At 61.5% G+C, this 19,189-nt stretch carries 18 protein-coding genes and 1 tRNA gene; 10 read left to right on the top strand and 9 right to left on the bottom strand.

The window, feature by feature from the left end:
• Nucleotides 1-26: 26 nt before the first annotated feature.
• Genes AC1DX4_RS22315 through AC1DX4_RS22305 form a run of 3 tightly spaced genes read right to left on the bottom strand, consistent with a single transcriptional unit; the run spans nt 27 to nt 3,033 of the window.
• Nucleotides 27-1,340, bottom strand: a complete 1,314-nt coding sequence (locus tag AC1DX4_RS22315) for a homoserine dehydrogenase (RefSeq protein WP_477222333.1) — start codon at nt 1,338-1,340, stop codon at nt 27-29.
• A gap of 37 nt (nt 1,341-1,377) precedes the next feature.
• Nucleotides 1,378-2,595, bottom strand: coding sequence for an LL-diaminopimelate aminotransferase (locus AC1DX4_RS22310; RefSeq protein ID WP_477222332.1), 1,218 nt, complete (start codon nt 2,593-2,595; stop codon nt 1,378-1,380).
• A 45-nt stretch (nt 2,596-2,640) separates the two neighbouring features.
• Entirely contained in the window at nt 2,641-3,033 is a 393-nt protein-coding gene (locus AC1DX4_RS22305) for a hypothetical protein (protein ID WP_477222331.1), read from the bottom strand.
• Nucleotides 3,034-3,131: 98 nt separating this feature from the next.
• Between AC1DX4_RS22305 and phaC the strand changes: the two genes are divergently transcribed.
• The 3 genes from phaC to AC1DX4_RS22290 all read left to right on the top strand — a co-directional run bounded on the left by phaC (nt 3,132) and on the right by AC1DX4_RS22290 (nt 6,938).
• Entirely contained in the window at nt 3,132-4,967 is a 1,836-nt protein-coding gene (gene phaC, locus AC1DX4_RS22300) for a class I poly(R)-hydroxyalkanoic acid synthase (RefSeq protein WP_477222330.1), read from the top strand.
• A 214-nt stretch (nt 4,968-5,181) separates the two neighbouring features.
• The gene (locus tag AC1DX4_RS22295; protein WP_477222329.1) at nt 5,182-6,444 is read left to right on the top strand and encodes a YcbK family protein; all 1,263 of its coding nucleotides are present in this window, start codon (nt 5,182-5,184) and stop codon (nt 6,442-6,444) included.
• Nucleotides 6,445-6,863: 419 nt separating this feature from the next.
• A tRNA-Glu gene (locus tag AC1DX4_RS22290) sits at nt 6,864-6,938 on the top strand.
• A gap of 208 nt (nt 6,939-7,146) precedes the next feature.
• On the opposite strand, the gene AC1DX4_RS22285 is transcribed toward AC1DX4_RS22290, so the two are convergent.
• Nucleotides 7,147-7,584, bottom strand: a complete 438-nt coding sequence (locus AC1DX4_RS22285) for a hypothetical protein (protein ID WP_477222328.1) — start codon at nt 7,582-7,584, stop codon at nt 7,147-7,149.
• Between the two features lie 456 nt (nt 7,585-8,040).
• Between AC1DX4_RS22285 and AC1DX4_RS22280 the strand changes: the two genes are divergently transcribed.
• The 3 genes from AC1DX4_RS22280 to AC1DX4_RS22270 all read left to right on the top strand — a co-directional run bounded on the left by AC1DX4_RS22280 (nt 8,041) and on the right by AC1DX4_RS22270 (nt 10,907).
• Complete coding sequence (locus AC1DX4_RS22280) at nt 8,041-9,555, top strand: TadE/TadG family type IV pilus assembly protein (RefSeq protein ID WP_477222327.1); 1,515 nt, start codon at nt 8,041-8,043, stop codon at nt 9,553-9,555.
• Nucleotides 9,552-9,848, top strand: a complete 297-nt coding sequence (locus tag AC1DX4_RS22275; protein WP_477222326.1) for a hypothetical protein — start codon at nt 9,552-9,554, stop codon at nt 9,846-9,848. Before AC1DX4_RS22280 ends, AC1DX4_RS22275 begins: the two co-directional genes overlap by 4 nt.
• Before the next feature lie 852 nt (nt 9,849-10,700).
• Nucleotides 10,701-10,907: a Flp family type IVb pilin gene (locus AC1DX4_RS22270; protein WP_477222325.1), complete on the top strand. Its 207-nt coding sequence runs from the start codon at nt 10,701-10,703 to the stop codon at nt 10,905-10,907.
• A gap of 447 nt (nt 10,908-11,354) precedes the next feature.
• Here the strand turns inward: AC1DX4_RS22270 and AC1DX4_RS22265 are convergent, their stop codons facing one another.
• Together AC1DX4_RS22265 and AC1DX4_RS22260 are read right to left on the bottom strand one after the other, a co-directional pair.
• Nucleotides 11,355-11,612 (bottom strand): hypothetical protein, encoded by a 258-nt coding sequence (locus AC1DX4_RS22265; RefSeq protein WP_477222324.1) that lies wholly within the window; start codon nt 11,610-11,612, stop codon nt 11,355-11,357.
• A 208-nt stretch (nt 11,613-11,820) separates the two neighbouring features.
• Nucleotides 11,821-12,723, bottom strand: a complete 903-nt coding sequence (locus tag AC1DX4_RS22260; protein ID WP_477222323.1) for a LysR substrate-binding domain-containing protein — start codon at nt 12,721-12,723, stop codon at nt 11,821-11,823.
• A gap of 95 nt (nt 12,724-12,818) precedes the next feature.
• Between AC1DX4_RS22260 and AC1DX4_RS22255 the strand changes: the two genes are divergently transcribed.
• The 4 genes from AC1DX4_RS22255 to AC1DX4_RS22240 are packed head-to-tail and all read left to right on the top strand — an operon-like array spanning nt 12,819 to nt 16,955.
• The gene (locus AC1DX4_RS22255; protein WP_477222322.1) at nt 12,819-13,841 is read left to right on the top strand and encodes an agmatine deiminase family protein; all 1,023 of its coding nucleotides are present in this window, start codon (nt 12,819-12,821) and stop codon (nt 13,839-13,841) included.
• Nucleotides 13,842-13,891: 50 nt separating this feature from the next.
• Nucleotides 13,892-14,932 carry an agmatine deiminase family protein gene (locus AC1DX4_RS22250; RefSeq protein ID WP_477222321.1) on the top strand — a complete coding sequence of 347 codons (1,041 nt, stop codon included), beginning with the start codon at nt 13,892-13,894 and terminating at the stop codon, nt 14,930-14,932.
• Nucleotides 14,933-14,940: 8 nt separating this feature from the next.
• Nucleotides 14,941-15,831: an N-carbamoylputrescine amidase gene (gene aguB / locus AC1DX4_RS22245; protein ID WP_477222320.1), complete on the top strand. Its 891-nt coding sequence runs from the start codon at nt 14,941-14,943 to the stop codon at nt 15,829-15,831.
• A gap of 38 nt (nt 15,832-15,869) precedes the next feature.
• A complete protein-coding gene (locus AC1DX4_RS22240) occupies nt 15,870-16,955 on the top strand; it encodes an extracellular solute-binding protein (RefSeq protein ID WP_477222319.1) in 1,086 nt (361 codons plus the stop codon).
• Nucleotides 16,956-16,979: 24 nt separating this feature from the next.
• Here the strand turns inward: AC1DX4_RS22240 and AC1DX4_RS22235 are convergent, their stop codons facing one another.
• The 3 genes from AC1DX4_RS22235 to AC1DX4_RS22225 are packed head-to-tail and all read right to left on the bottom strand — an operon-like array spanning nt 16,980 to nt 19,052.
• A complete protein-coding gene (locus AC1DX4_RS22235) occupies nt 16,980-17,333 on the bottom strand; it encodes a TadE family protein (protein ID WP_246707071.1) in 354 nt (117 codons plus the stop codon).
• A gap of 46 nt (nt 17,334-17,379) precedes the next feature.
• Complete coding sequence (locus AC1DX4_RS22230; RefSeq protein ID WP_477222391.1) at nt 17,380-17,805, bottom strand: TadE/TadG family type IV pilus assembly protein; 426 nt, start codon at nt 17,803-17,805, stop codon at nt 17,380-17,382.
• Nucleotides 17,806-17,825: 20 nt separating this feature from the next.
• The gene (locus tag AC1DX4_RS22225; protein WP_477222318.1) at nt 17,826-19,052 is read right to left on the bottom strand and encodes a pilus assembly protein TadG-related protein; all 1,227 of its coding nucleotides are present in this window, start codon (nt 19,050-19,052) and stop codon (nt 17,826-17,828) included.
• Nucleotides 19,053-19,189: the final 137 nt, after the last annotated feature.

Raw genomic sequence — 19,189 nt, 5'->3', positions numbered from 1 at the left:
GCGGGGATTCTTCCTTCGGGACGGAGCTACCCTGCCCGCTCGATGCGGATGACCTGCGGCTTGTCGGTCAGGTGACCGTCCTTGGTGATGCCGTCGACGGCCTTGCGCACGGCGGCCTCGGTGGTTTCGTGCGTGACGAGGATCACCGTCTTCTGCACGGCGGCCTCACCACTGACCGCGTGCTGGACGATCGATTCCAGCGAAATATCGTTGTCGGCCATGCGCTTGGCGATTGCGGCAAAGACGCCGATGCGATCATGCACGGTCAGCCGGATGAAATAGCCGCCGGCATGGCTGCGCATCTGCGCCTTCTTGTAGGGCCTGAGCTCCTTCGCCGGTCGGCCGAAGACCGGACCATGCTGGAAGCCGGGCCGGCTCTTGGCGATATCGGCGACATCGCCAATGACGGCCGAGGCGGTGGCGTTGCCACCGGCGCCGGGACCGGAGAGCAGCAGTTCGCCGAGAATGTCGGTCTCGATCGCCACCGCATTGGTGACGCCATGCACCTGCGCGATGACGGAGGCCGTCGGCACCATGGTCGGATGCACGCGCTGCTCGATGCCGCTTTCGGTGCGCTGGGCAACGCCCAGCAGCTTGATCCTGTAGCCGAGATCGCCGGCCGCACGGATGTCGGCCTGGGTGATGTTGGAAATGCCTTCCATGTAGATATCGTTGGCGGCGATCTTGGTGCCGAAGGCAAGGCTGGTCAGGATCGACAGCTTGTGCGCCGTGTCGTGGCCCTCGATGTCGAAGGTCGGATCGGCCTCGGCATAGCCCAGCCGCTGCGCGTCCTTCAGGCAGGCATCGAAGGAGATGCCCTCGGCTTCCATGCGGGTCAGGATGTAGTTGCAGGTGCCGTTGAGAATGCCGAACACGCGGGTGACCGAGTTGCCGGCCATCGCCTCGCGCATCGTCTTGATGACGGGAATGCCGCCCGCCACCGCCGCCTCGTAGTTGAGCAGCACGCCCTTCTTCTCGGCGATCTCGGCCAGCGCCACGCCATGCTTGGCGAGCAGCGCCTTGTTGGCGGTGACGACATGGCGGCCAGCTTCGAGTGCCGCCTTCACCGATAACCGCGCCGGCCCTTCGTCGCCACCGATCAGTTCGATGAACACGTCGATATCGGCGCTCTGCGCCATCTTGACCGGGTCGTCGAACCATTTTGCCGAACTGACATCGACGCCACGGTCGCGCTTCGGGTCGCGCGCCGAAACCGCTGACACGACAATGTCGCGCCCGCATTGCCGGGTCAGCTCAGCCGCCTTGTCGCGCAGCACGCGCGCCACCGACGCACCGACCGTGCCAAGACCGGCAATTCCAACACGCAATGCTTCAGCCATGGAAGGCGACGTCCCTCAAATCAGATCGAATTTTTGCTTACCGGTGGGCGGACAGCGGCACCACATTGTTGGGCTGCTTGGCGCTGGTCGACAGGAAGCGCTTGATGTTGCGCGCCGCCTGGCGGATCCGGTGCTCATTCTCCACCAGCGCCACGCGCACGAAATCATCGCCATGTTCGCCGAAGCCGACACCGGGCGCCACCGCCACGTCGGCATGCTCTATGAGCAGCTTGGAGAATTCGAGCGAGCCGAGATGCTTGAACGGCTCGGGGATCGGCGCCCAGGCGAACATCGAGGCCGCAGGGGCCGGAATGGTCCAGCCGGCGCGGCCGAAGGCATCGACCATCACGTCGCGGCGCTTGTGGTAGATGTCGCGCACCTCGGCGATATCGGCGCCGTCGCCATTCAGCGCATGCGCCGCCGCCACCTGGATCGGTGTGAAGGCGCCGTAGTCGAGATAGGATTTCACCCGGGTCAGCGCCGAGATCAGCCGCTCATTGCCGACCGCGAAACCCATGCGCCAGCCGGGCATGGAGAAGGTCTTCGACATCGAGGTGAACTCGACGCAGACATCGATGGCGCCTGGCACCTGCAGCACCGAAGGTGGCGGATTGCCGTCGAAATAGATTTCGGAATAGGCAAGGTCCGACAGGATGATGATGTCGTTCTTCTTCGCGAACGCCACCACGTCCTTGTAGAAATCGAGCGAAGCGACCAGAGCCGTCGGGTTCGACGGATAGTTGAGGATCAGCGCCAGCGGCTTCGGGATCGAGTGACGAACACCGCGTTCCAGCGCCGGGATGAAACCATCATCAGGCTCGACCTGCAGCGAACGGATGACGCCGCCCGACATGATGAAGCCGAAAGCATGGATCGGATAGGTCGGGTTCGGGCAAAGGATCACGTCGCCCGGCGCGGTGATCGCCTGCGCCATGTTGGCGAAGCCTTCCTTCGAGCCAAGCGTGGCCACCACTTGCGTGTCGGGGTTGAGCTTCACGCCGAAGCGGCGGGCGTAGTAAGCGGCCTGCGCGCGGCGCAGGCCCGGAATGCCGCGCGAGGAGGAATAGCGATGCGTGCGCGGATCGCGCACCACTTCGCACAATTTGTCGACGATGGCCTTGGGCGTCGGCAGGTCCGGATTGCCCATGCCGAGGTCGATGATGTCGGCGCCGCGCGAACGGGCGCTGGCCTTGAGCCGGTTGACCTGCTCGAACACGTAAGGCGGAAGCCGGCGGACCTTGTGAAACTCTTCCATGGCAGTTCCAGACAGCAAAAGGAGTGTTGGGCGCGCGCTATATACTCATTTGCAGGTAGGGTCGAGGGCGGGGTCGCATTTGCCTTCGATCTGCTTCAGCGTCTGCGGGCCATGCTTCTTGGCCAGATCCGTCAGCGCCGCCTGATTGCTGGCAGCGCCACCACCGCGTTTGGCGCCCTGCGCGTTCTTTTCGGCCTGGAGTTCGGCGAGCTTGGCCTTGCTCTCGGCCGCGGTGAACTGCGGCGCGGCCACTTGCGGTTTTATGTTAAGGTTCGGAAACGAGCCGGTATCCTTCGGCCCCGCGTCCACGGCGATAGGCGTCGGCCCGCTGGTATTGCTGCTCGAACACCCGGCAATCCCCAGCAGAACAATCGCCGCGCCGATGCGGGAAAACCGTGCGGCGCCAAAAAAAACAGTCTCGCCAATATTAATCGTCATATTGTTTCCTTGGCAGCCGAGGTAGAGCGAGATTGGACCCTGTCGGATGTCCCATGTTAATATGTCAAGAAAACGCTTCGGGAGGAACCCCGCGAACCATGTCCAAAACACCCGATTCGGGCAAAACGGAAGATGACGAGCCTTCGACCGTCGAGCAATATCTGGTTAAGGACCCGGAACGTTTCGCGTTGAATATGGCGCGCATGGTCGAGCAGGCCGGCAAGGCGGCGTCCGCCTGGGCCGAACCGCGCGAACGCGGCGAAGTGCGCGACCACGTCGCCGAGCCGGTCGTCGACATGGTCAAGACCTTCTCCAAGCTCAGCGAATACTGGCTTGCCGACCCGCAGCGCGCGCTGGAAGCGCAGACGCGGCTGTTCGCCGGCTATATGACCGTGTGGGCGAACGCCATCCAGCGCGTCAGTCCCAACGCCGAAGGTCAGGATGTCGCGGTCAAGCCGGAGCGCGGCGACAAGCGCTTCCAGGATCCGGAATGGGGCCGCAATGCCTTCTTCGATTTCCTCAAGCAGGCCTATCTCGTCACCTCGCGCTGGGCGTCCGAACTGGTCGATCACGCCGAAGGTCTGGACGAGCACACCCGGCACAAGGCGAGCTTCTACGTCAAGCAGGTGTCCAACGCCATCTCGCCGTCGAATTTCATCTTGACCAATCCGGAACTGTTCCGCGAAACCGTCGCGTCGAACGGCGAGAACCTGGTGCGCGGCATGAAGATGCTGGCCGAGGACATCGCCGCCGGCAAGGGCGACCTGAAAATGCGCCAGGCCGACTATTCGCCCTTCGAGATCGGCAGGAACATCGCCACCACGCCCGGCAAGGTGGTCGGCCGCAGCGATGTCGCCGAGATCATCCAGTATGATCCCTCCACCGAGACCGTGCTGAAGCGGCCGCTGCTTATCTGCCCGCCCTGGATCAACAAGTTCTACATACTCGACCTCAACCCGCAGAAATCCTTCATCCGCTGGGCGATTGAGCAAGGCCACACCGTCTTCGTCATCTCCTGGATCAATCCGGATGAACGCCACGGCGCCAAGGGTTGGGAGGCCTATATCCGCGAGGGCCTGCAATACGGCCTCGACACGATCGAGAGGGCCACCGGTGAACGCGACGTCAACGCGATCGGTTATTGCGTCGGCGGCACGCTTTTGGCGGCGGCACTGGCGCTGATGGCGCAGGAGGGCGACGACCGCATCAAGTCGGCGACCTTCTTCACCACGCAAGTCGACTTCACCTATGCCGGCGACCTGAAAGTGTTCGTCGACGAGGACCAGGTCGCGGCGGTGGAAAAGTCGATGAACGAGAAGGGCTATCTCGACGGCACCAAGATGGCGACAGCCTTCAACATGTTGCGCTCCGGCGACTTGATCTGGCCGTATGTCATCAACAACTACATGCGCGGCAAGGATCCCCTGCCCTTCGACCTGCTCTACTGGAACGCCGATTCGACCCGCATGGCTGCCGCCAACCACTCTTTCTACCTGCGCAACTGCTATCTCGATAACACGCTCTCGCAGGGCACGATGGAACTCGCCGGCCACACAGTCTCGCTGGGCGACATCACCATCCCGGTCTACAACCTCGCCTCGAAGGAAGATCACATCGCGCCGGCGCTGTCCGTCTTCCTCGGTTCGAAATATTTCGGCGGCAAGGTCGACTATGTGATGGCCGGATCCGGCCACATCGCCGGCGTCGTCAATCCGCCCGCATCCAACAAATACCAATACTGGACCGGCGGCACGCCAACAGGCGATTTCAACCAGTGGATAGCCAGCGCAACCGACCATCCGGGCTCGTGGTGGCCGCACTGGCAAAGCTGGATCGAGGCCAAGGACAACACCCGCGTGCCTGCCCGCAAACCCGGCAAGCATATGAAAACCTTGGGGGATGCTCCCGGCAGCTATGTGAAGGTGCGTGTGTAACGGATTGTAATGTGTGGTGAGTTGACGGCCCGGTAAAAGCGGGCGAAATGGTGTCGTCAACCATCAAGCAGCCGTAATTCGGCAATCACTGCAAAAATACTTTCAGGCTTGCGGATTTGACACAGGTCTCGTTTCCGGATCGGAGACAACGGTCACCTCGACGCACATCTTGGTTCTGCGTCAAGGACATACCGACCGGACATCGAGGGGGAATTTGACTTTGAAATCAGCAGGATGGAGCCTCGCAAAGGGAGAACGCCGCGCCATCGTGGCAGCGCTCTGCTCCGTGCTCCTGGCCTCCTGCACCTCGGCCGGCGACCCGACAATGTCGGTCGGCATGCCCGGCTACAATGCCTCTGCCTCGAACATCAATGCGGCCGCCACCGGCAAGCCGGTCATGACCGCCGATTCGTCGTCGCAGACGGCGACCGAGCAGACGACCGTGATGACGGCAAGCGATACGGCGCTGCCCGAAAAAGTCGCCTACGTGCCGATGGCCAAACCCCAGGCCGCCTTTCCGCTGACAACGCCAGCCGGGGCTGAGACGATAGTGGGACAAACGCCGCAGGCCTTGCAGCAGCCGGTCCAGACGGCGCAGCAGACCGACCCGGTCGCCCAGAAGATCGCCGCCGCCGATGCCACCGTGACGACGCCGAAGCCGGCCGCGGCACCGGTGATGAACAATCCGGTCTATGTGACATCAGGCGAGGCGCCGCAAGCCGAGGCGCCGAAGAAAAAAGGCTTCTTGGCCTCGATGTTTGGCGCCACGCCCGCTTCGGCAACGCCCGCGCCCCTGGTCAACACCAGGTCGGGCGAACAGCCGGCCGCGCAAGCCAAGCCGGCAGCGGCGGCAAAGCCGATCATCACGCTGGCCTCGGCCGACTCCACGGCAAAGCCGATACAATTGGCCTCGACCGGTGACGAAGCCGGCCACATCACGGGCGGCGATGCTCTGCCCGGCGTGCGCCAGACGGCGCTGTTTGAGATCAAGCGCAAATCCGGCCTCGACGACGAAAGCGACGTCGACCTCAATGAGGACGAGGGTCCAATCGGCGGCAGCTATCAGGTTGCGTCCGCCGCCGGCATGGCTCGGCTCGCGCCCAACGGGCTGCTGAAGCAGAACGAGACCGTCGACGTCGCCTGCCTGAAGCCGTCGCTGGTGCGCGTGCTGAAGACGATCGAAGGCCACTACGGCCGCAAGATGGTGGTCACCTCGGGCTATCGCGACCCGGCCCGCAACCGCCGCGCCAACGGCGCCAAGAATTCGCTGCACATGTACTGCGCCGCCGCCGACATTCAGGTGCCCGGCGTCTCCAAATGGGAGCTGGCGAGCTACATCAGGACCATGCCCGGCCGCGGCGGCGTCGGCACCTACTGCCACACCGAATCGGTCCACGTCGACGTCGGCCCCGAGCGCGACTGGAACTGGCGCTGCCGCCGGCGCAGCGGCGGTGGTGATGGTGGTGGCGACGGCTAACGGCGTGCACGCGCATGAGCCCTTTTAGCAGCCAGGAACCGTTCGCTGATATCGCTCCCGCCTGCTGAGTTTAGCCGAAGCATCCCCGACTTCGTCATCCACGGGCGTAGCAGGAGCGAAGCTCCGTCGCGAAGACCCGAGGATCCATGCCGCGCCCCTGGCCGACGCGCGCAGCGGAACAGAATTCTGCACCGCTGCGGCGTTCAAAAGTCGCGGCATGGATTCCAGGGTCTGCGCCGCGTCGCTTCGCTCCTTGCTCCGCCCTAGAATGACGAAGCGATGGATATCGCCGCTAATGATCAGCCGTGCAGCCGTGACGAAACACCCGTGTTTCCATAGCCCGCAAAAAAGTTGTCCAAGGCGTCAACTGACGGGTTGCCGGTTATGCTCAACGTGAGTATAAGCCGCTTCGTCTGAGCGCGCCCATCGTCTAGCGGTTAGGACACCGCCCTTTCACGGCGGTAACAGGGGTTCGATTCCCCTTGGGCGTACCAGACTTTTCAAGCACTTGGCTGGTTTGTTGATTGACACATCGAATATGGGGCGAATAAACGCCCGCGAACGTCCATGAACGCCAGCAAAGAAAAGCCAGCCACCGAAGCAGCGGGCCAACCATAACGCCCGCCGTTTGGCCGCGTGCCACTGCCACGCGGACGGCTCGGCAACAAAGTCGCCACCGTGGCGAATGCCCTGTTGCAGACCTTAAGCTGGGATCAAGAGTGCAATTCGATGGATGCCAACCACGTTGCTGATGTTGGTGGCTTTGTCCGACTTTCCCTTGCCGCAGCTGTAGATGCCGCCGTCCTTGACGGTATATGCTGGAATACCTTTCTTCTCTATTTTGAACTCACCGGCAATGATGTGACAGACCATGTCCATGTCCATCATAGGCTGGTCGTCTGGATCGGAAGCTCCAGGTTGATAGATCACATCGATTATCTTGATGCTCTTGTAAGCACTGATCTGCGATTCCTGCTCCCCGACCTCCACCATCCGTCGCCCATGCCCCATATCCATGCCATCTGTGGCGCTATAGGTGGGAGCTGCCGCCCCCGCCGGCGCTGCCAATACAAAAGCGGGTGTCGCGGCAGTCGCTGCGAGACCAAATTTAAGGGCTGATCTGCGATTAAGGTGTTCCATGTGCGGTCCTCCCTTTGAGCAGTAGTACGATTAATTCGCGGGGGGACTCGGCGCTTAAGTTCGAAAGCTGTCAACCGTTTCTCTCTTCGTCGGGAAGACGCTCTATGAGCCGCTGGAGGCAGAGACCGAGGCGACGGCCCTACAATTTCGCCCAAGGAAATAAGACGCCGCCAGCGCGCGTTCACCCTTGGGCGCTGTTCAGACCGTATGCGGCCCATGCGTCTCCAGGTGGCTCGCTGTGGCCTCCAGGCAGCGTTTTTGCACTCGTTCCACGTACTGTCGAAAAATTCCGATCGATCAGAGATCAATTACCGGGACAGGGTGAAAAATATATATCGGGTTATACCGCAGTGACGTGCAATAACACTGAGCTGAACGGCGCCTTGCAGGGATGGCAAAGGGAGCTTATTATCGTTTAACGGGGAACTATTTGCGGCATGGCTTGGGGAATATGCTATGCGTAGGATCTTGCGCGAATTCTGGAATGATCAGCGCGGTATCGCGATGCTGCTGGTTGCAATTATGCTGCCGGTTCTCATAGGCTTTTCTTTGCTGGCCTTCGACATGAGCCGCGCTACAGGGCTTCAACAACAGCTCCAGAAGGGTATCGACGCCATCGCTCTGGCCGCTGCCGCGGAACTGGATGGCAGATCGGATTCGATCACGCGGGCCAACCGCGCAGTGACGACCCTTATTGCCAACCAGACCCTGTATTCGGACGTGGCCGGTCATACACTCGTTCCAGCAGACGTGACCGTCACGTATTTGACCGGAATACCGGCCAGTGACGAGACGACATTGACCGCAGCAGGCGTCGATGCCAACAGCGTGAACTGGGCCAGCACCGATCCTAAAGTGGTGTCTTTCGCCGAAGTGACGATAAATGCATCCGGCGTGGCGAAGGGTGCCGGGGCATTCGCAACCATCTTCCCGGCAAGCCTCATCGGCAGCACTGACACGATGGACATCCGGCCCCAGGCGGTGGCCGGTTTCGTTCAGTCGATATGCGAAACCGTCCCGCTATTCATGTGCAACCCGTTCGAGACGACTGACCCGCTGACCAGCAAGACGATCCAGCAGTCCTTTGCCTCGGGAGACACCTACGCCCGTGAGTTCCGCGTCCTCAAGGTCGATTCCAACCCCGGCCCAGGCAATTTCGGACTGATCGACAACAATCTGAGCTCGCTGCGCGATGCTATCGCCATCGGAAACTCCGGCACCTGCTACAACCGCGATGCTCTCACGACGAAGACGGGCGTCACGCTTGGCCAAGTCAATACCGGCCTCAATGTCCGGTTCGATCTCTATAGCGGCTCGCTGAACAAGTACAATAAGGACTTCAATTATCGCCCTGCGATGAATGTCCGAAAGGGTCAGAAAAACGGCTGCAGCAAGTATGACCCGGTCACTGACAACACAGCGCTGCCCCTGCCGCCAGGAACCAACTATGTCGACGCGAAAGGCATGTCCGACGCGATCGGTTCTCAAGGCTTTTGGACGAACTATTGGCAGATCAACCACGGAGGGACTTATCCCAACGTCCCGAGCGCCACCAACCCGACAGGCACCAAAACCGCTCCAGCTTCCCGATATGACGTCTACAAATACGAGCTCTCGAACGGATCCTACAAGGACAAGTCGAAGGCGCCGACAAAGGAATCTGGAGAGACGGCCTGCTTCAAGGGGGACACACCAACGCTAGATCCTGACCGCCGGCTGCTCAACATGGCAATCGTCAACTGCATCGCCAACCAAGCGAAGCTAAACGGCCACGTCCAAATCAAGCCTGACGGGTATGCAAGCGTTTTCATCAACACGCCAATCCAGAAGCAGGACAACAGCAAGGACGATGAGGACAGTTCAGCAAACGAAAAGCCCATTAGCCTTGAGATCGTAGACGTCGACGGCGGTTTCGCCAACAACACCCTTGTCGACAAAGCTTTTCGCAACGAGGCGCAGCTCTATCGATGAGACGCCTTGCTCTGGCTTTCCTGCTGATCTCAAACCCCGCTGCCGCTGAGATGTCCGTGACAGGTTGCAATGCCCTAAGCGATTCTGCCGGCGCGGCAGCTCTGCAACTGCGATCCACTGTCAGAGTCGTCAAGGGTGAAGCTTTCCATGAAGCAGTGCCGATGATGCCTGCAAGCGCTAGAGATGAGGCGGCCGATCTGGAAGATGCCAGAATTGGTGCCGAGTCCGCACTTCGCGAGTATGGGCTGTCTCTGGAGGCCTTTGCAAAAGCGATAAAGGATTGCGGCAACTAGAGCAATTCCAGGAAAAGTGCGATCGGTTTTCCGTCCGGAATTGTGTGAAAACAAAGAGTTAGAGCAGTTCATCGTTTCCGTGAAACGGTGAACTGCTCTAGAACGGCTGTGCAGCAGCGTGACCAGACGAGCCCTTAAGCCGTTGGCGTCGGCATCGGGATGGCGATCGCCGGTTAGCCAGCCCCGATCAGGTAAACCAAAGCGCTGACTACCGCTGCGATTGATGCCCCAGCTATCAGCATGAGGCGGCGCTGCCGTTTGCGCCGATTGACGGGCTTCTTTGTGTCCGCCGGAGCATAGGCGCTGTAAATGCGCCTTCCGTCCTCTTCGAACCGATCGCTGTTCGGGTAAGCCTTCTTCGGCTTAGGGCGCGGTCGAAGTATTTTCATCGCCCTGCCTTAATGTTGAGCCTTCATTCGCGGCAGTTTAGCGACCTCTCACATATGGACTCAAGCGCTGATTGGAAGCATTCGTCCGTCGCTTGGCACAGCAGATGCGCAGTGGTTCCTCCCACGGACGTGAAACCCTTGCCAGGGCGCGCTATCAAGTCGCTGTCGCGCACGCCCGCACCTCGCTGAAATAGCGGGTTATATCGATAGCCATAGACCATGGTCGCCTTTTGGCCTCCTGTCGCCTCGGCTTGCCTCTATGGTTAAGTCGCTAATATGTGTCGCAAAATCATACCCTTACCGTTCTAACCCAGCAACGCGGCAAGTCTTCGCGGTTAACTTTCCGTTAAATCCCTTTGACATAACCATATAAGCAAAGGCTAATAATCATCGACCGGGTGGCTTTGGGGGCATCAATTGCCGGCAACTCCGGGGGTTCGAAGTCAACAAAAGGGGTAATTACATGCGTAATATGATGAAGCAGTTCCGCGATGACGAAAACGGCGCCGCTATGGTCGAATACTCAATCCTGATCGGCATCATTGCCGCAGCATCGATCGTTGCGGTTATCGCCATCGGCGGATGGGTCGGCAGCCAGTTTACTGGCCTTTGCGCGAAGCTGAACACCAAGGGTCTTTCCGCAACAGGTACTGCCGGCGGCACTTGCTAGTCTTCGATAACGCGCCTCTCAAAGCAAGGCGCCTTGCGATAGCGGATGGTCTCATTCTTAGAGGTTAGCGACCATCATCTGTTATCGGTCTAGAAGGGGCTGGTGTTTGTCGCGCCGGCCCCTTTCGTTACGCCCTCGGGAGCGGCAGGGCCGGCACCGTGACACCGGCATCGCTACCGCACCGGAACTGACCCTTGGTGATGCGGACATCCGTTGAGGTCCCATCCGCTCATTCCAGCGGTCAGGAGACTGCCGATTGCCAATGTATGCGGCCATAACCGGTCTGGCAGTCATGCTGGCCGTACACGTTGAAGATAAACCCGTTCCGCCAAACGGCGAAGGAACGCCCGATCAGACGCCGGGCCCGGAGATCCAAAAGGTCAAGTAAATGGCTTCGGCCAGTTTCTGAGATTCCGTGAGAGCCGAGAAACCCGCACTGGCCTTGGATCAATCCGGAACCATCGGTGCCGGCTCTTCGCACCGGTACACCATGCACTGGCCGTCACTGGCCGGAACATGGTCAACCATCGGCACGTAAGGACGATCGCACTCATTGCCGAACTGGCGGACATAGCGATCATAGGTGTTCGGTCCGGTGCTCAGCACAGCGGCATGTTGGCGCTGAATCAGGGCCTCGGTCTGCGCACACGTCATTTTGCGCGTGTCAGGCCGAGCGTTGGCGAAACTTGTAGCGGCAATCACCATCGCTGCCGTGCAAAGCATAGTCCTGCATGTGGGCATCATGGCGTCCTCGCAAAATCCGGTACCATCCAAATTCGCATCTTGCGACGCAGTTCCGCAACCGTGGTGCTGTCACGATGCAGCGAGCGAGCCGCCATCGCCTCGATTTCGGCACGGCCTGAACTTCCACCGCAGCGACGAGCCGATCAGCTTCATTCCGGACCACATTTGGTCATGGACGAGACTGCGGAGGAACCATCAGCGCCTGCTTGCGCAACCACTCCCATGCCCCCCGCACATCGACATCCCGCAACCGATCCTGCGTGGAAATCGCATACCATCCGCGCCCCGCATCAAGGACATGCTCGTATGGCTGCACGAGGCTCCCCGAAGCGATCGCCTCTGCCGCCAAAGTCAGGCTGCCCAGCGCCACGCCCTGGCCTTGTTCGGCGGCCGCGAGCGCCAGGTCGCTGTCGCTGAAATTGGTTCCGTGCCAGGTGCCGTTCGGCTCCATACCGACACTGCGCAACCAGTCCGCCCAGCCAGTCGGGCGCTCGTCATGGATGAGCGAAGCGCCAAGCAGGTCGGCGGGTGTGCGCAGCGTCCTGGCCAGATCCTTCGCCGCAACGGGTGACAGAAAATCCCTGGCGATCAGCAAGCTTTCGCAGCCTTCAGGAGGCGCATCCGCGTAGACGATGGCCAGATCGAGCTCCATGGTCTCGAAATCGACAGGCGTGCCGCTGGTGTCGAGCCATGGTTCACAGGCCGGAACCGCCGCCCGCAAAGCCGGCAGGCGATGCAGCAGCCAGCGCCGGCTGAAATCGCGCGGCGCGTAGATCACGACGCTGCCGGGTTTTCTATAGGGTTCCAGCCGCCGGTAGCCCTCCTCCATCATTTCGAGGCAGCGGCGCACGGTGCGCTGATAATCGCGTCCGGCATCCGTCAGCCGCACCTCGCGGCCGAAGCGCATGAACAGAGGCTGGCCGATATGGCCTTCGAGCAAGCGCATCTGGTGGCTGATCGCCGACTGGGAGAGGCCGAGCTCTTCAGCGGCGCGGCTGAAGCTTTCCAGGCGCGAGGCGGCCTCGAACCCTTTCAGGAACTGCGTCGGCGGAATATGCCGGAACTTCACCATTCATGAATTCCATTCACTGAAGTCAGGAAACCTTCTCAGTTGTACGGCGGCTGGCGTCGATTAACAATGAGTTCGATACATGAATGGAGAGTTTGATGAACGCCATCGAATGGCCGGCGCAGCATTTGAAGATCCGCCGTCCGGCGGAGTTCGAGCCGCATGCCAGGACATGGATGGCCTGGCCGCATAGGCGCGACATGTACGGCGCCACCTTGCCCGCCATGCAAGAGGCCTACGTCGATGTCGCCCACGCCATCGCTGAGTTCGAGCCTGTCACCATGGTGGCGCATCCTGATCATGCCAGCGGCGCTCGTGCCCAGCTTGGAACGCGGATCGAGCTGGTCGAAATTCCGATCGACGATTGCTGGATCCGCGATTCCGGCCCGACCTTCCTGAAACTGGCCGATGGGAGCCTGGCCGGCGTGTCCTGGCGCTTCAATGCCTGGGGCCGCAAGCATGAACCCTATGATCAGGACAACGCGCTGGCCGAGCGGTTGCTGGCTCGCGAGGACGCATCCATCCTGCGCTCCTTCCTGCATTGCGAAGGCGGCTCGCTGACGACCGATGGCCAAGGCACGCTGATCGCGACCGAAACCAGCCTGCTCCATTCCAACCGCAACCCCGGCATCTCCAAAGCCTGGGTGGAGAAGGAGCTCATACGCATGCTCGGCCTGAAAAAGGTTGTATGGCTGCCCGGCGATCCGCTGGATCTGGAGACCGACGGCCACGTCGACGGCATGTGCTGCTTCGTCAGGCCCGGCGTGGTGATGTTCGAATTCAATCCCGACCCGTCCGACCTGCACGGTCGCATCCTTGCCGACAATCTTGCCGCACTTGCCAGCCAGACCGACGCGCACGGCCGCAATTTCGAAGTCATTCCTATCCCCGAAGCCTATGACGTCGAGGCGACCAGTGCTGTCTTTGCCCGCTCCTACATCAATTTCGCGCTCGCCAATGGCGGCGTCGTCATGCCTGGGTTCGGGCGCCCGTCAGGTGAGGAAGCCAAGGCTGCGATTGCCCGCGCCTTCCCCGATCGCCGCATCGTCACCGTCGATGTCGGCGCCGTCGTGCCGGCAGGCGGCGCCATCCATTGCATCACCCAGGAACAGCCGGTGTGATGAGATGGACACGACGTCAAATCATCATGGCAACGGCAGGGTGGGCACTCATGCCTGAGATTGCGATCACCGCAGCCAGGGCCGAAAGCTGGAAGGTCACCGTGCCTTCGGAGGCAGAGCCGCATGCCGGGACCTGGATGGCCTGGCCGAGCACGCCGGCCGTCTATGGCGGACCGGGAGCCTATTACGAGAGCGTGCAGGAAACGCTGGGCCGGTTGGCCGCGGCGATCGCCGAGAACGAGCCGGTGACGATGGCTGCCCCTGCAGCCGAACATGAACTGGCGGCAAGGTTGTGCGGTCCAAAGGTCCAACTCGTCGATATCGCGACCGACGACATGTGGATGCGCGATTCCGGCCCGGTGTTCGTGCGCGCCGACAACGGCGCCATCGCCGCCGTGGACTTCGGCTTCAACGGCTGGGGCGACAAGCAGGCGCATGCCAGCGATGCCGGGATCGCCGCCAGGGTCGCGCAACACCTCAATGTGACCCGCCATCGCGCCGCGATCCGTGGCGAGGGCGGCGGCATCGAATATGACGGCGACGGAACCTTGCTGCTGGCCGAAAGCTGCTGGGTCAACGACAACCGCAATCCAGGTTTCTCCCGCGCCGATATCGAGCGGCATCTGAAGTCGATACTCGGCGTCGAGACGGTGATCTGGGTTCCCGGCGTGCGCGGCCTCGACATCACCGATGGCCATATCGATGGCTCGCTCCGTTTCGTCAAACCGGGCCTGCTAATCGCCAGCAGCTTTCCCGGCGACACCTCCGAATGGGGCCGCGCCCATGCCGAAGCGCTTGCCATCCTGGCGAAGTCCAGGGATGCGCGCGGGCGGAGCTTCGAGGTGGTGTCCATCCCAGCCGCCACCGACGTGCGCTCGACAAGCGACGACTTCCTGACCAGCTATGCCAACTACTACATCGGCAACGGCGCGCTCTACACGCCGCAGTTCGGCGACAGAAAGGCCGATACCCTGGCCAAGGAAACGCTTGGCCGGCTGCACCCGGACCGCCGCATCGTCGAGCTCGACATGGACCGCATCTACGAGAATGGCGGCGGCATCCACTGCGTCACACAACAACAACCCAGGTGAGGTGACCCATGCGCCAACTGATCGCCGCCGCTGTCCAGATCTCCTGCACCGATGAGGTCGAAAGCAATCTCGACAAGCTCGAAAACCATGTCCGCGAAGCCGCAAGGCGCGGCGCCGGGCTTGTCGTGCTGCAGGAACTGTTCGAAGGCGTCTACTTCTGCATGGATGAGGATATCAGCCATACCATCCGCGCCCTCCCCCTTGAAGGACACAAGACCATCGCGCGCATGGCGGCGCTGGCGCGGGAGACAGGCGTCGTCCTGCCGGTCTCGCTGTTCGAGCGCGACGGCTCGAGATTGTACAACACGCTGGTCATGATCGACGCCGATGGCACGGTGCTCGGCCACTACCGCAAGAGCCATATTCCGAACAGTCCGGGCTATTCGGAAAAACTCTATTTCGCCGACGGCGACACCGGCTTCCGCGTCTTCGAAACCGCCGCCGGCAAGATCGGTGCCGGCATCTGCTGGGATCAGTGGTTTCCCGAAGCCGCCCGCGCCATGGTGCTGATAGGCGCCGAGGTGCTGATCTATCCCACCGCCATCGGTTCGGAACCATCCTTTCGCGGCTGGGATTCCCGCGACCATTGGCAGCGCGTGATGCAGGGCCACGCCGGAGCCAATCTGACCCCGGTGATCGCCGCCAACCGGGTCGGCGTCGAGACGGGCGAAGCCAACGAGATCGTCTTCTACGGCTCATCCTTCATTGCCGACCACACCGGCGCCAAGCTGGCAGAAGCCGACCGCGTCAGCGACGGCGTGATCACGGCGGCACTCGACCTCGACGAGATCGCCGCCGCGAGGCGCAGCTGGGGCGTGTTCCGCGACCGGCGTCCCGATCTCTACGGTGTGCTGCTGGAGCCGACGCCGGATCGCCTGCTTGCCAAAAATGCAGCCTGACTGAACAGCCCCGCCCGGGGCCACCAACGGAGGACATGATGAAACATTGGCTCGCGCTCGCCGCGGCATGCCTTTTTGCGACCTCGGCCCAGGCCGAGGAAAAGATCCTGCATCTCTATTCCTGGGAGTCCTATTTCGGGCCTGGCAGCATCGAAAAATTCGAGGCGCAGACCGGCATCAAGGTCACCTATGACATGTTCGATTCCAACGACATGGTCGAAACCAAACTGCTCACCGGCGGCTCGGGTTACGACCTCGTCACCATCAATCTCGCGCCGCATCTGCAGCGCGAGCTGCCGACAGGCGTCTGGGCGGCTCTCGACAAGAGCCGCCTCTCCAACCTCGGCAATCTCGACCCCGCCGTCGCCGCCCGCCTCGACGAGGTCGACAAGGGCGGCGCGCACGGCGTGCCCTGGATGTGGGGAACGACCGGTGTCGGCTACAACGTCGAGAAGATCCGCGCGATCATGCCCGATGCCCCGGTCGACTCGCTGCGCATGCTTTTCGACCCTGAAATAGCCGCCAAATTCGCACCGTGCGGCATCACCATGCTCGACGACGCCGAGCAGGTGCTGGGCCTGGCTCTGATCTATCTCGGCCTCGACCCGGACACCACCAATCCCGACGAGTTGCAGAAGGCGGTGGACGTGGTCGCGAAGGTCCGCCCCTACGTGCGCAAGTTCCACAGTTCCAGCTACATCAACGACCTCGCCCAAGGCGATGCCTGCCTGTCGCTCGGCTTTTCCGGCGACATGCACATCGCCGACATCAGGGCCAAGGAAGCAAAGCGCCCGTACTCCATCACCTATCGCCTGTCGAAGGAAGGCAATCTGGTGTGGGCCGACATATTGGCGATACCGAGCGACGCCCCGCACCCGGAAGCCGCGCACGCCTTCATCGACTTTGTGTTGCGCCCGGAAATCGCCGCCTCAGCCGCCACGGATACCGGCTTCTCGACCGCGAACAAGGCGGCCCTTCCACTGCTCGACGAGGCATTGCGCGCCGACCCCAATCTCTATCCCTCGGAGGAAGCCCAGAAGCGCTTGCATCTGCCGAAAGCGCTCGACCAGAAAGCGCTGCGGATGTGGTCGAAAGCCTGGGACCATGCCAAGGGTCTTGAATAGTGAACGAGATCGCGGCCGGCAGGCCTAACCACCGACCAACGGCACGGTAACGGTGGTCGCGTAATTGATCGGAAAGGCGCTGAAATAAGGGAAGTCGATAACGAAGGCGTAGGTGGCGGTCAAATGTGCCATGCGGAAGCCCCCGCTCGCCGGATCGATGGCGATCGTCACGTTCACATCCTTCAAACCCAGGGCCTGCAATTTCTGCGTGGCGATCGATTGGATGTCGGCCTGGGTCAGCGTGTTCTGAAGCTGCAGCGAGCGCGATGACGTCTCCAGCGTATAGCGGACGCTGGAGACGGAGTGCATCGACCAGCCCAGGGCGAAGATCCCGAACAGCAGTATCATGAGGAACGGCGCGATCAGCGCGAACTCCAACCCGGCCCCGCCTGATCGATCCCGCCTGAACGCGCTTGCCCCAGAGCTAGCGGACACGGATCACCTCCAGGTGGCCAATGACGCTTGGAGCAGAGAAGACGCCGAAGGTGAAGGGCGGTGTCCAGGTGGCCGATGCCTGGATCTGAACAAAGACCGACGGCACCTTTGGCCCACTGCACAAGGTGGAAGCGCCGACCACGGTCGTCCCGCACATATAGATCCGGCTTAGCGTGACCTGGCCGTCCGACGGCCGCTTCTCCCAGCTCGACATGGCCACGGCCTGGGTCGCCGTATCATTGGTCGATCCCGCCATCACCAGATTTGCCGCTGTCTTGACACCGGCGCGCATCGACAGCGAGCTCGTCACATAGGACCAGCCGTCGATGATACCGAGCAGCGCCGCGCACAGGAAGGGCAGGACCATCGCGAACTCGACCGCGGCAACGCCCGCTTTGTTGCTCAAGATCGGCACAGATCGGAGTTCCACGGAGGCTACTCTACCAGCGCCACGGACTGCCCCGCCGGAATGTCGCGCATTCCGAGGCTCGTGCAATCCTGATTGATGGTTGTGCTGCCGGACCATTGAATCGTATTGGCGACGACCTGGGTGCAGCCGCTGTTGCCCGAGAAGTTGCCAAGATAATTCACTTGCTGTTTGGGGAAATAGATGGCCCCGGTTAGCAGCGAATCCGCTGTGCCATTGAATGTGCTGGATGCGCTGCTGCCGGTCCTGTCGCCGTAGAACAGCACACCGGAATAGGTGCCCGAGGTCGGCGCACTGAGCTTCACGGAGGCGTTGCCATTCAAGCTGACGGTCGAACTGCCCGACATGAAGATCGTCACACCGCTGCCGATGACGGCCGCGTTGGCGTTTACCTTGAGATCGCCCTGAACGACATAGACGCCGGGCGAGAGGGTGACATTGCCCTTCAGCGTCATGCCGCTGCAATAGGTGCCTGGGCTCAGCGTTGCCTTGTTGTCGTTCTGGCAGGGGTTCGAGGCCGCCGGGGTCGGCAGGTCCGCAAATGGATCGGCGGCGGGCAGCGCTTGCGTGATCGGGGCCGCGCAAATGGTCGTGACGGGATTGCTGAGAGAGACACCGCCACCTGATATCAGGCAATCGGCCTGAAGGCCCGCCGAGCCCTGAAGCTTGATGGCGTCCGAGGCGATCGAATTGGCCATCACCGAGCAGCCTGTGATTTTCACGCTGGTGTTGCCTGAAAACAGCGCCGCCTGCGAAGCGGATGCATCGAGCGCGAGCACGCAGGCCTTGGAGGCATTGATGATCAGGGCCACCGCCCTCGCCTGCTCGGGAACCTTGCCTTGCGTGAAGATCGAGGTGAAAATCCGGTCGAGCTGCTGGCCGACGATGACTTCGACCGCCTTCTTCGCCGTGTTCGGTCCAGACGCCGGCGGCGTGTTGACGACGATCGTGCCCGAGCCCAGCCCATTTGTCGCCGCCGACTGGGTCGCGGCCGCGACGATCGTCGGCTTGTCGGAACCTGAAATCTGTTCAAGCGCCCCGGCATAGGCCGCGGCATCGGCCGTCGCCTGCAGTTTCAGGCTGCTATAATACCAGTATGAGGTCTCCACACCGAACCCCGCGGCGCCGACAACGATCGGCAAGGTCAGAGCAAAGATGGTGGCAACATTTGCGCTGGCACTCCGGCGGATACCGGTCGCCATCAGCCGAATTCGGGTGAAGCAATTGAAAGCCATAGCTTAAATTAGAAAGCATGCATATATGAAGGAACGGCTAAAAAGTTCCGTTCATTTTTTGAATTGGCTCCAAACAGCCGGACGTTGGCTGATCGATGGCCGCGCAGCGACGGCATCGACGCTTGCCTCCGCTGCGC

The organism is Mesorhizobium sp. P3_A8 (genome assembly GCF_056402995.1).
The sequence above is the reverse complement of the archived record's forward strand: the minus strand, read 5'-3'. Positions and strand labels throughout refer to the sequence as shown.

Coding starts and splice junctions, on each gene's coding strand:
- AC1DX4_RS22315 (WP_477222333.1), bottom strand. CDS start 1,340: ATGGCTGAAGCATTGCGTGTTGGAATTGCCGGTCTTGGCACGGTCGGT.
- AC1DX4_RS22310 (WP_477222332.1), bottom strand. CDS start 2,595: ATGGAAGAGTTTCACAAGGTCCGCCGGCTTCCGCCTTACGTGTTCGAG.
- AC1DX4_RS22305 (WP_477222331.1), bottom strand. CDS start 3,033: ATGACGATTAATATTGGCGAGACTGTTTTTTTTGGCGCCGCACGGTTT.
- phaC (WP_477222330.1), top strand. CDS start 3,132: ATGTCCAAAACACCCGATTCGGGCAAAACGGAAGATGACGAGCCTTCG.
- AC1DX4_RS22285 (WP_477222328.1), bottom strand. CDS start 7,584: ATGGAACACCTTAATCGCAGATCAGCCCTTAAATTTGGTCTCGCAGCG.
- AC1DX4_RS22280 (WP_477222327.1), top strand. CDS start 8,041: ATGCGTAGGATCTTGCGCGAATTCTGGAATGATCAGCGCGGTATCGCG.
- AC1DX4_RS22275 (WP_477222326.1), top strand. CDS start 9,552: ATGAGACGCCTTGCTCTGGCTTTCCTGCTGATCTCAAACCCCGCTGCC.
- AC1DX4_RS22270 (WP_477222325.1), top strand. CDS start 10,701: ATGCGTAATATGATGAAGCAGTTCCGCGATGACGAAAACGGCGCCGCT.
- AC1DX4_RS22265 (WP_477222324.1), bottom strand. CDS start 11,612: ATGGTGATTGCCGCTACAAGTTTCGCCAACGCTCGGCCTGACACGCGC.
- AC1DX4_RS22260 (WP_477222323.1), bottom strand. CDS start 12,723: ATGGTGAAGTTCCGGCATATTCCGCCGACGCAGTTCCTGAAAGGGTTC.
- AC1DX4_RS22255 (WP_477222322.1), top strand. CDS start 12,819: ATGAACGCCATCGAATGGCCGGCGCAGCATTTGAAGATCCGCCGTCCG.
- AC1DX4_RS22250 (WP_477222321.1), top strand. CDS start 13,892: ATGCCTGAGATTGCGATCACCGCAGCCAGGGCCGAAAGCTGGAAGGTC.
- aguB (WP_477222320.1), top strand. CDS start 14,941: ATGCGCCAACTGATCGCCGCCGCTGTCCAGATCTCCTGCACCGATGAG.
- AC1DX4_RS22240 (WP_477222319.1), top strand. CDS start 15,870: ATGAAACATTGGCTCGCGCTCGCCGCGGCATGCCTTTTTGCGACCTCG.
- AC1DX4_RS22225 (WP_477222318.1), bottom strand. CDS start 19,052: ATGGCTTTCAATTGCTTCACCCGAATTCGGCTGATGGCGACCGGTATC.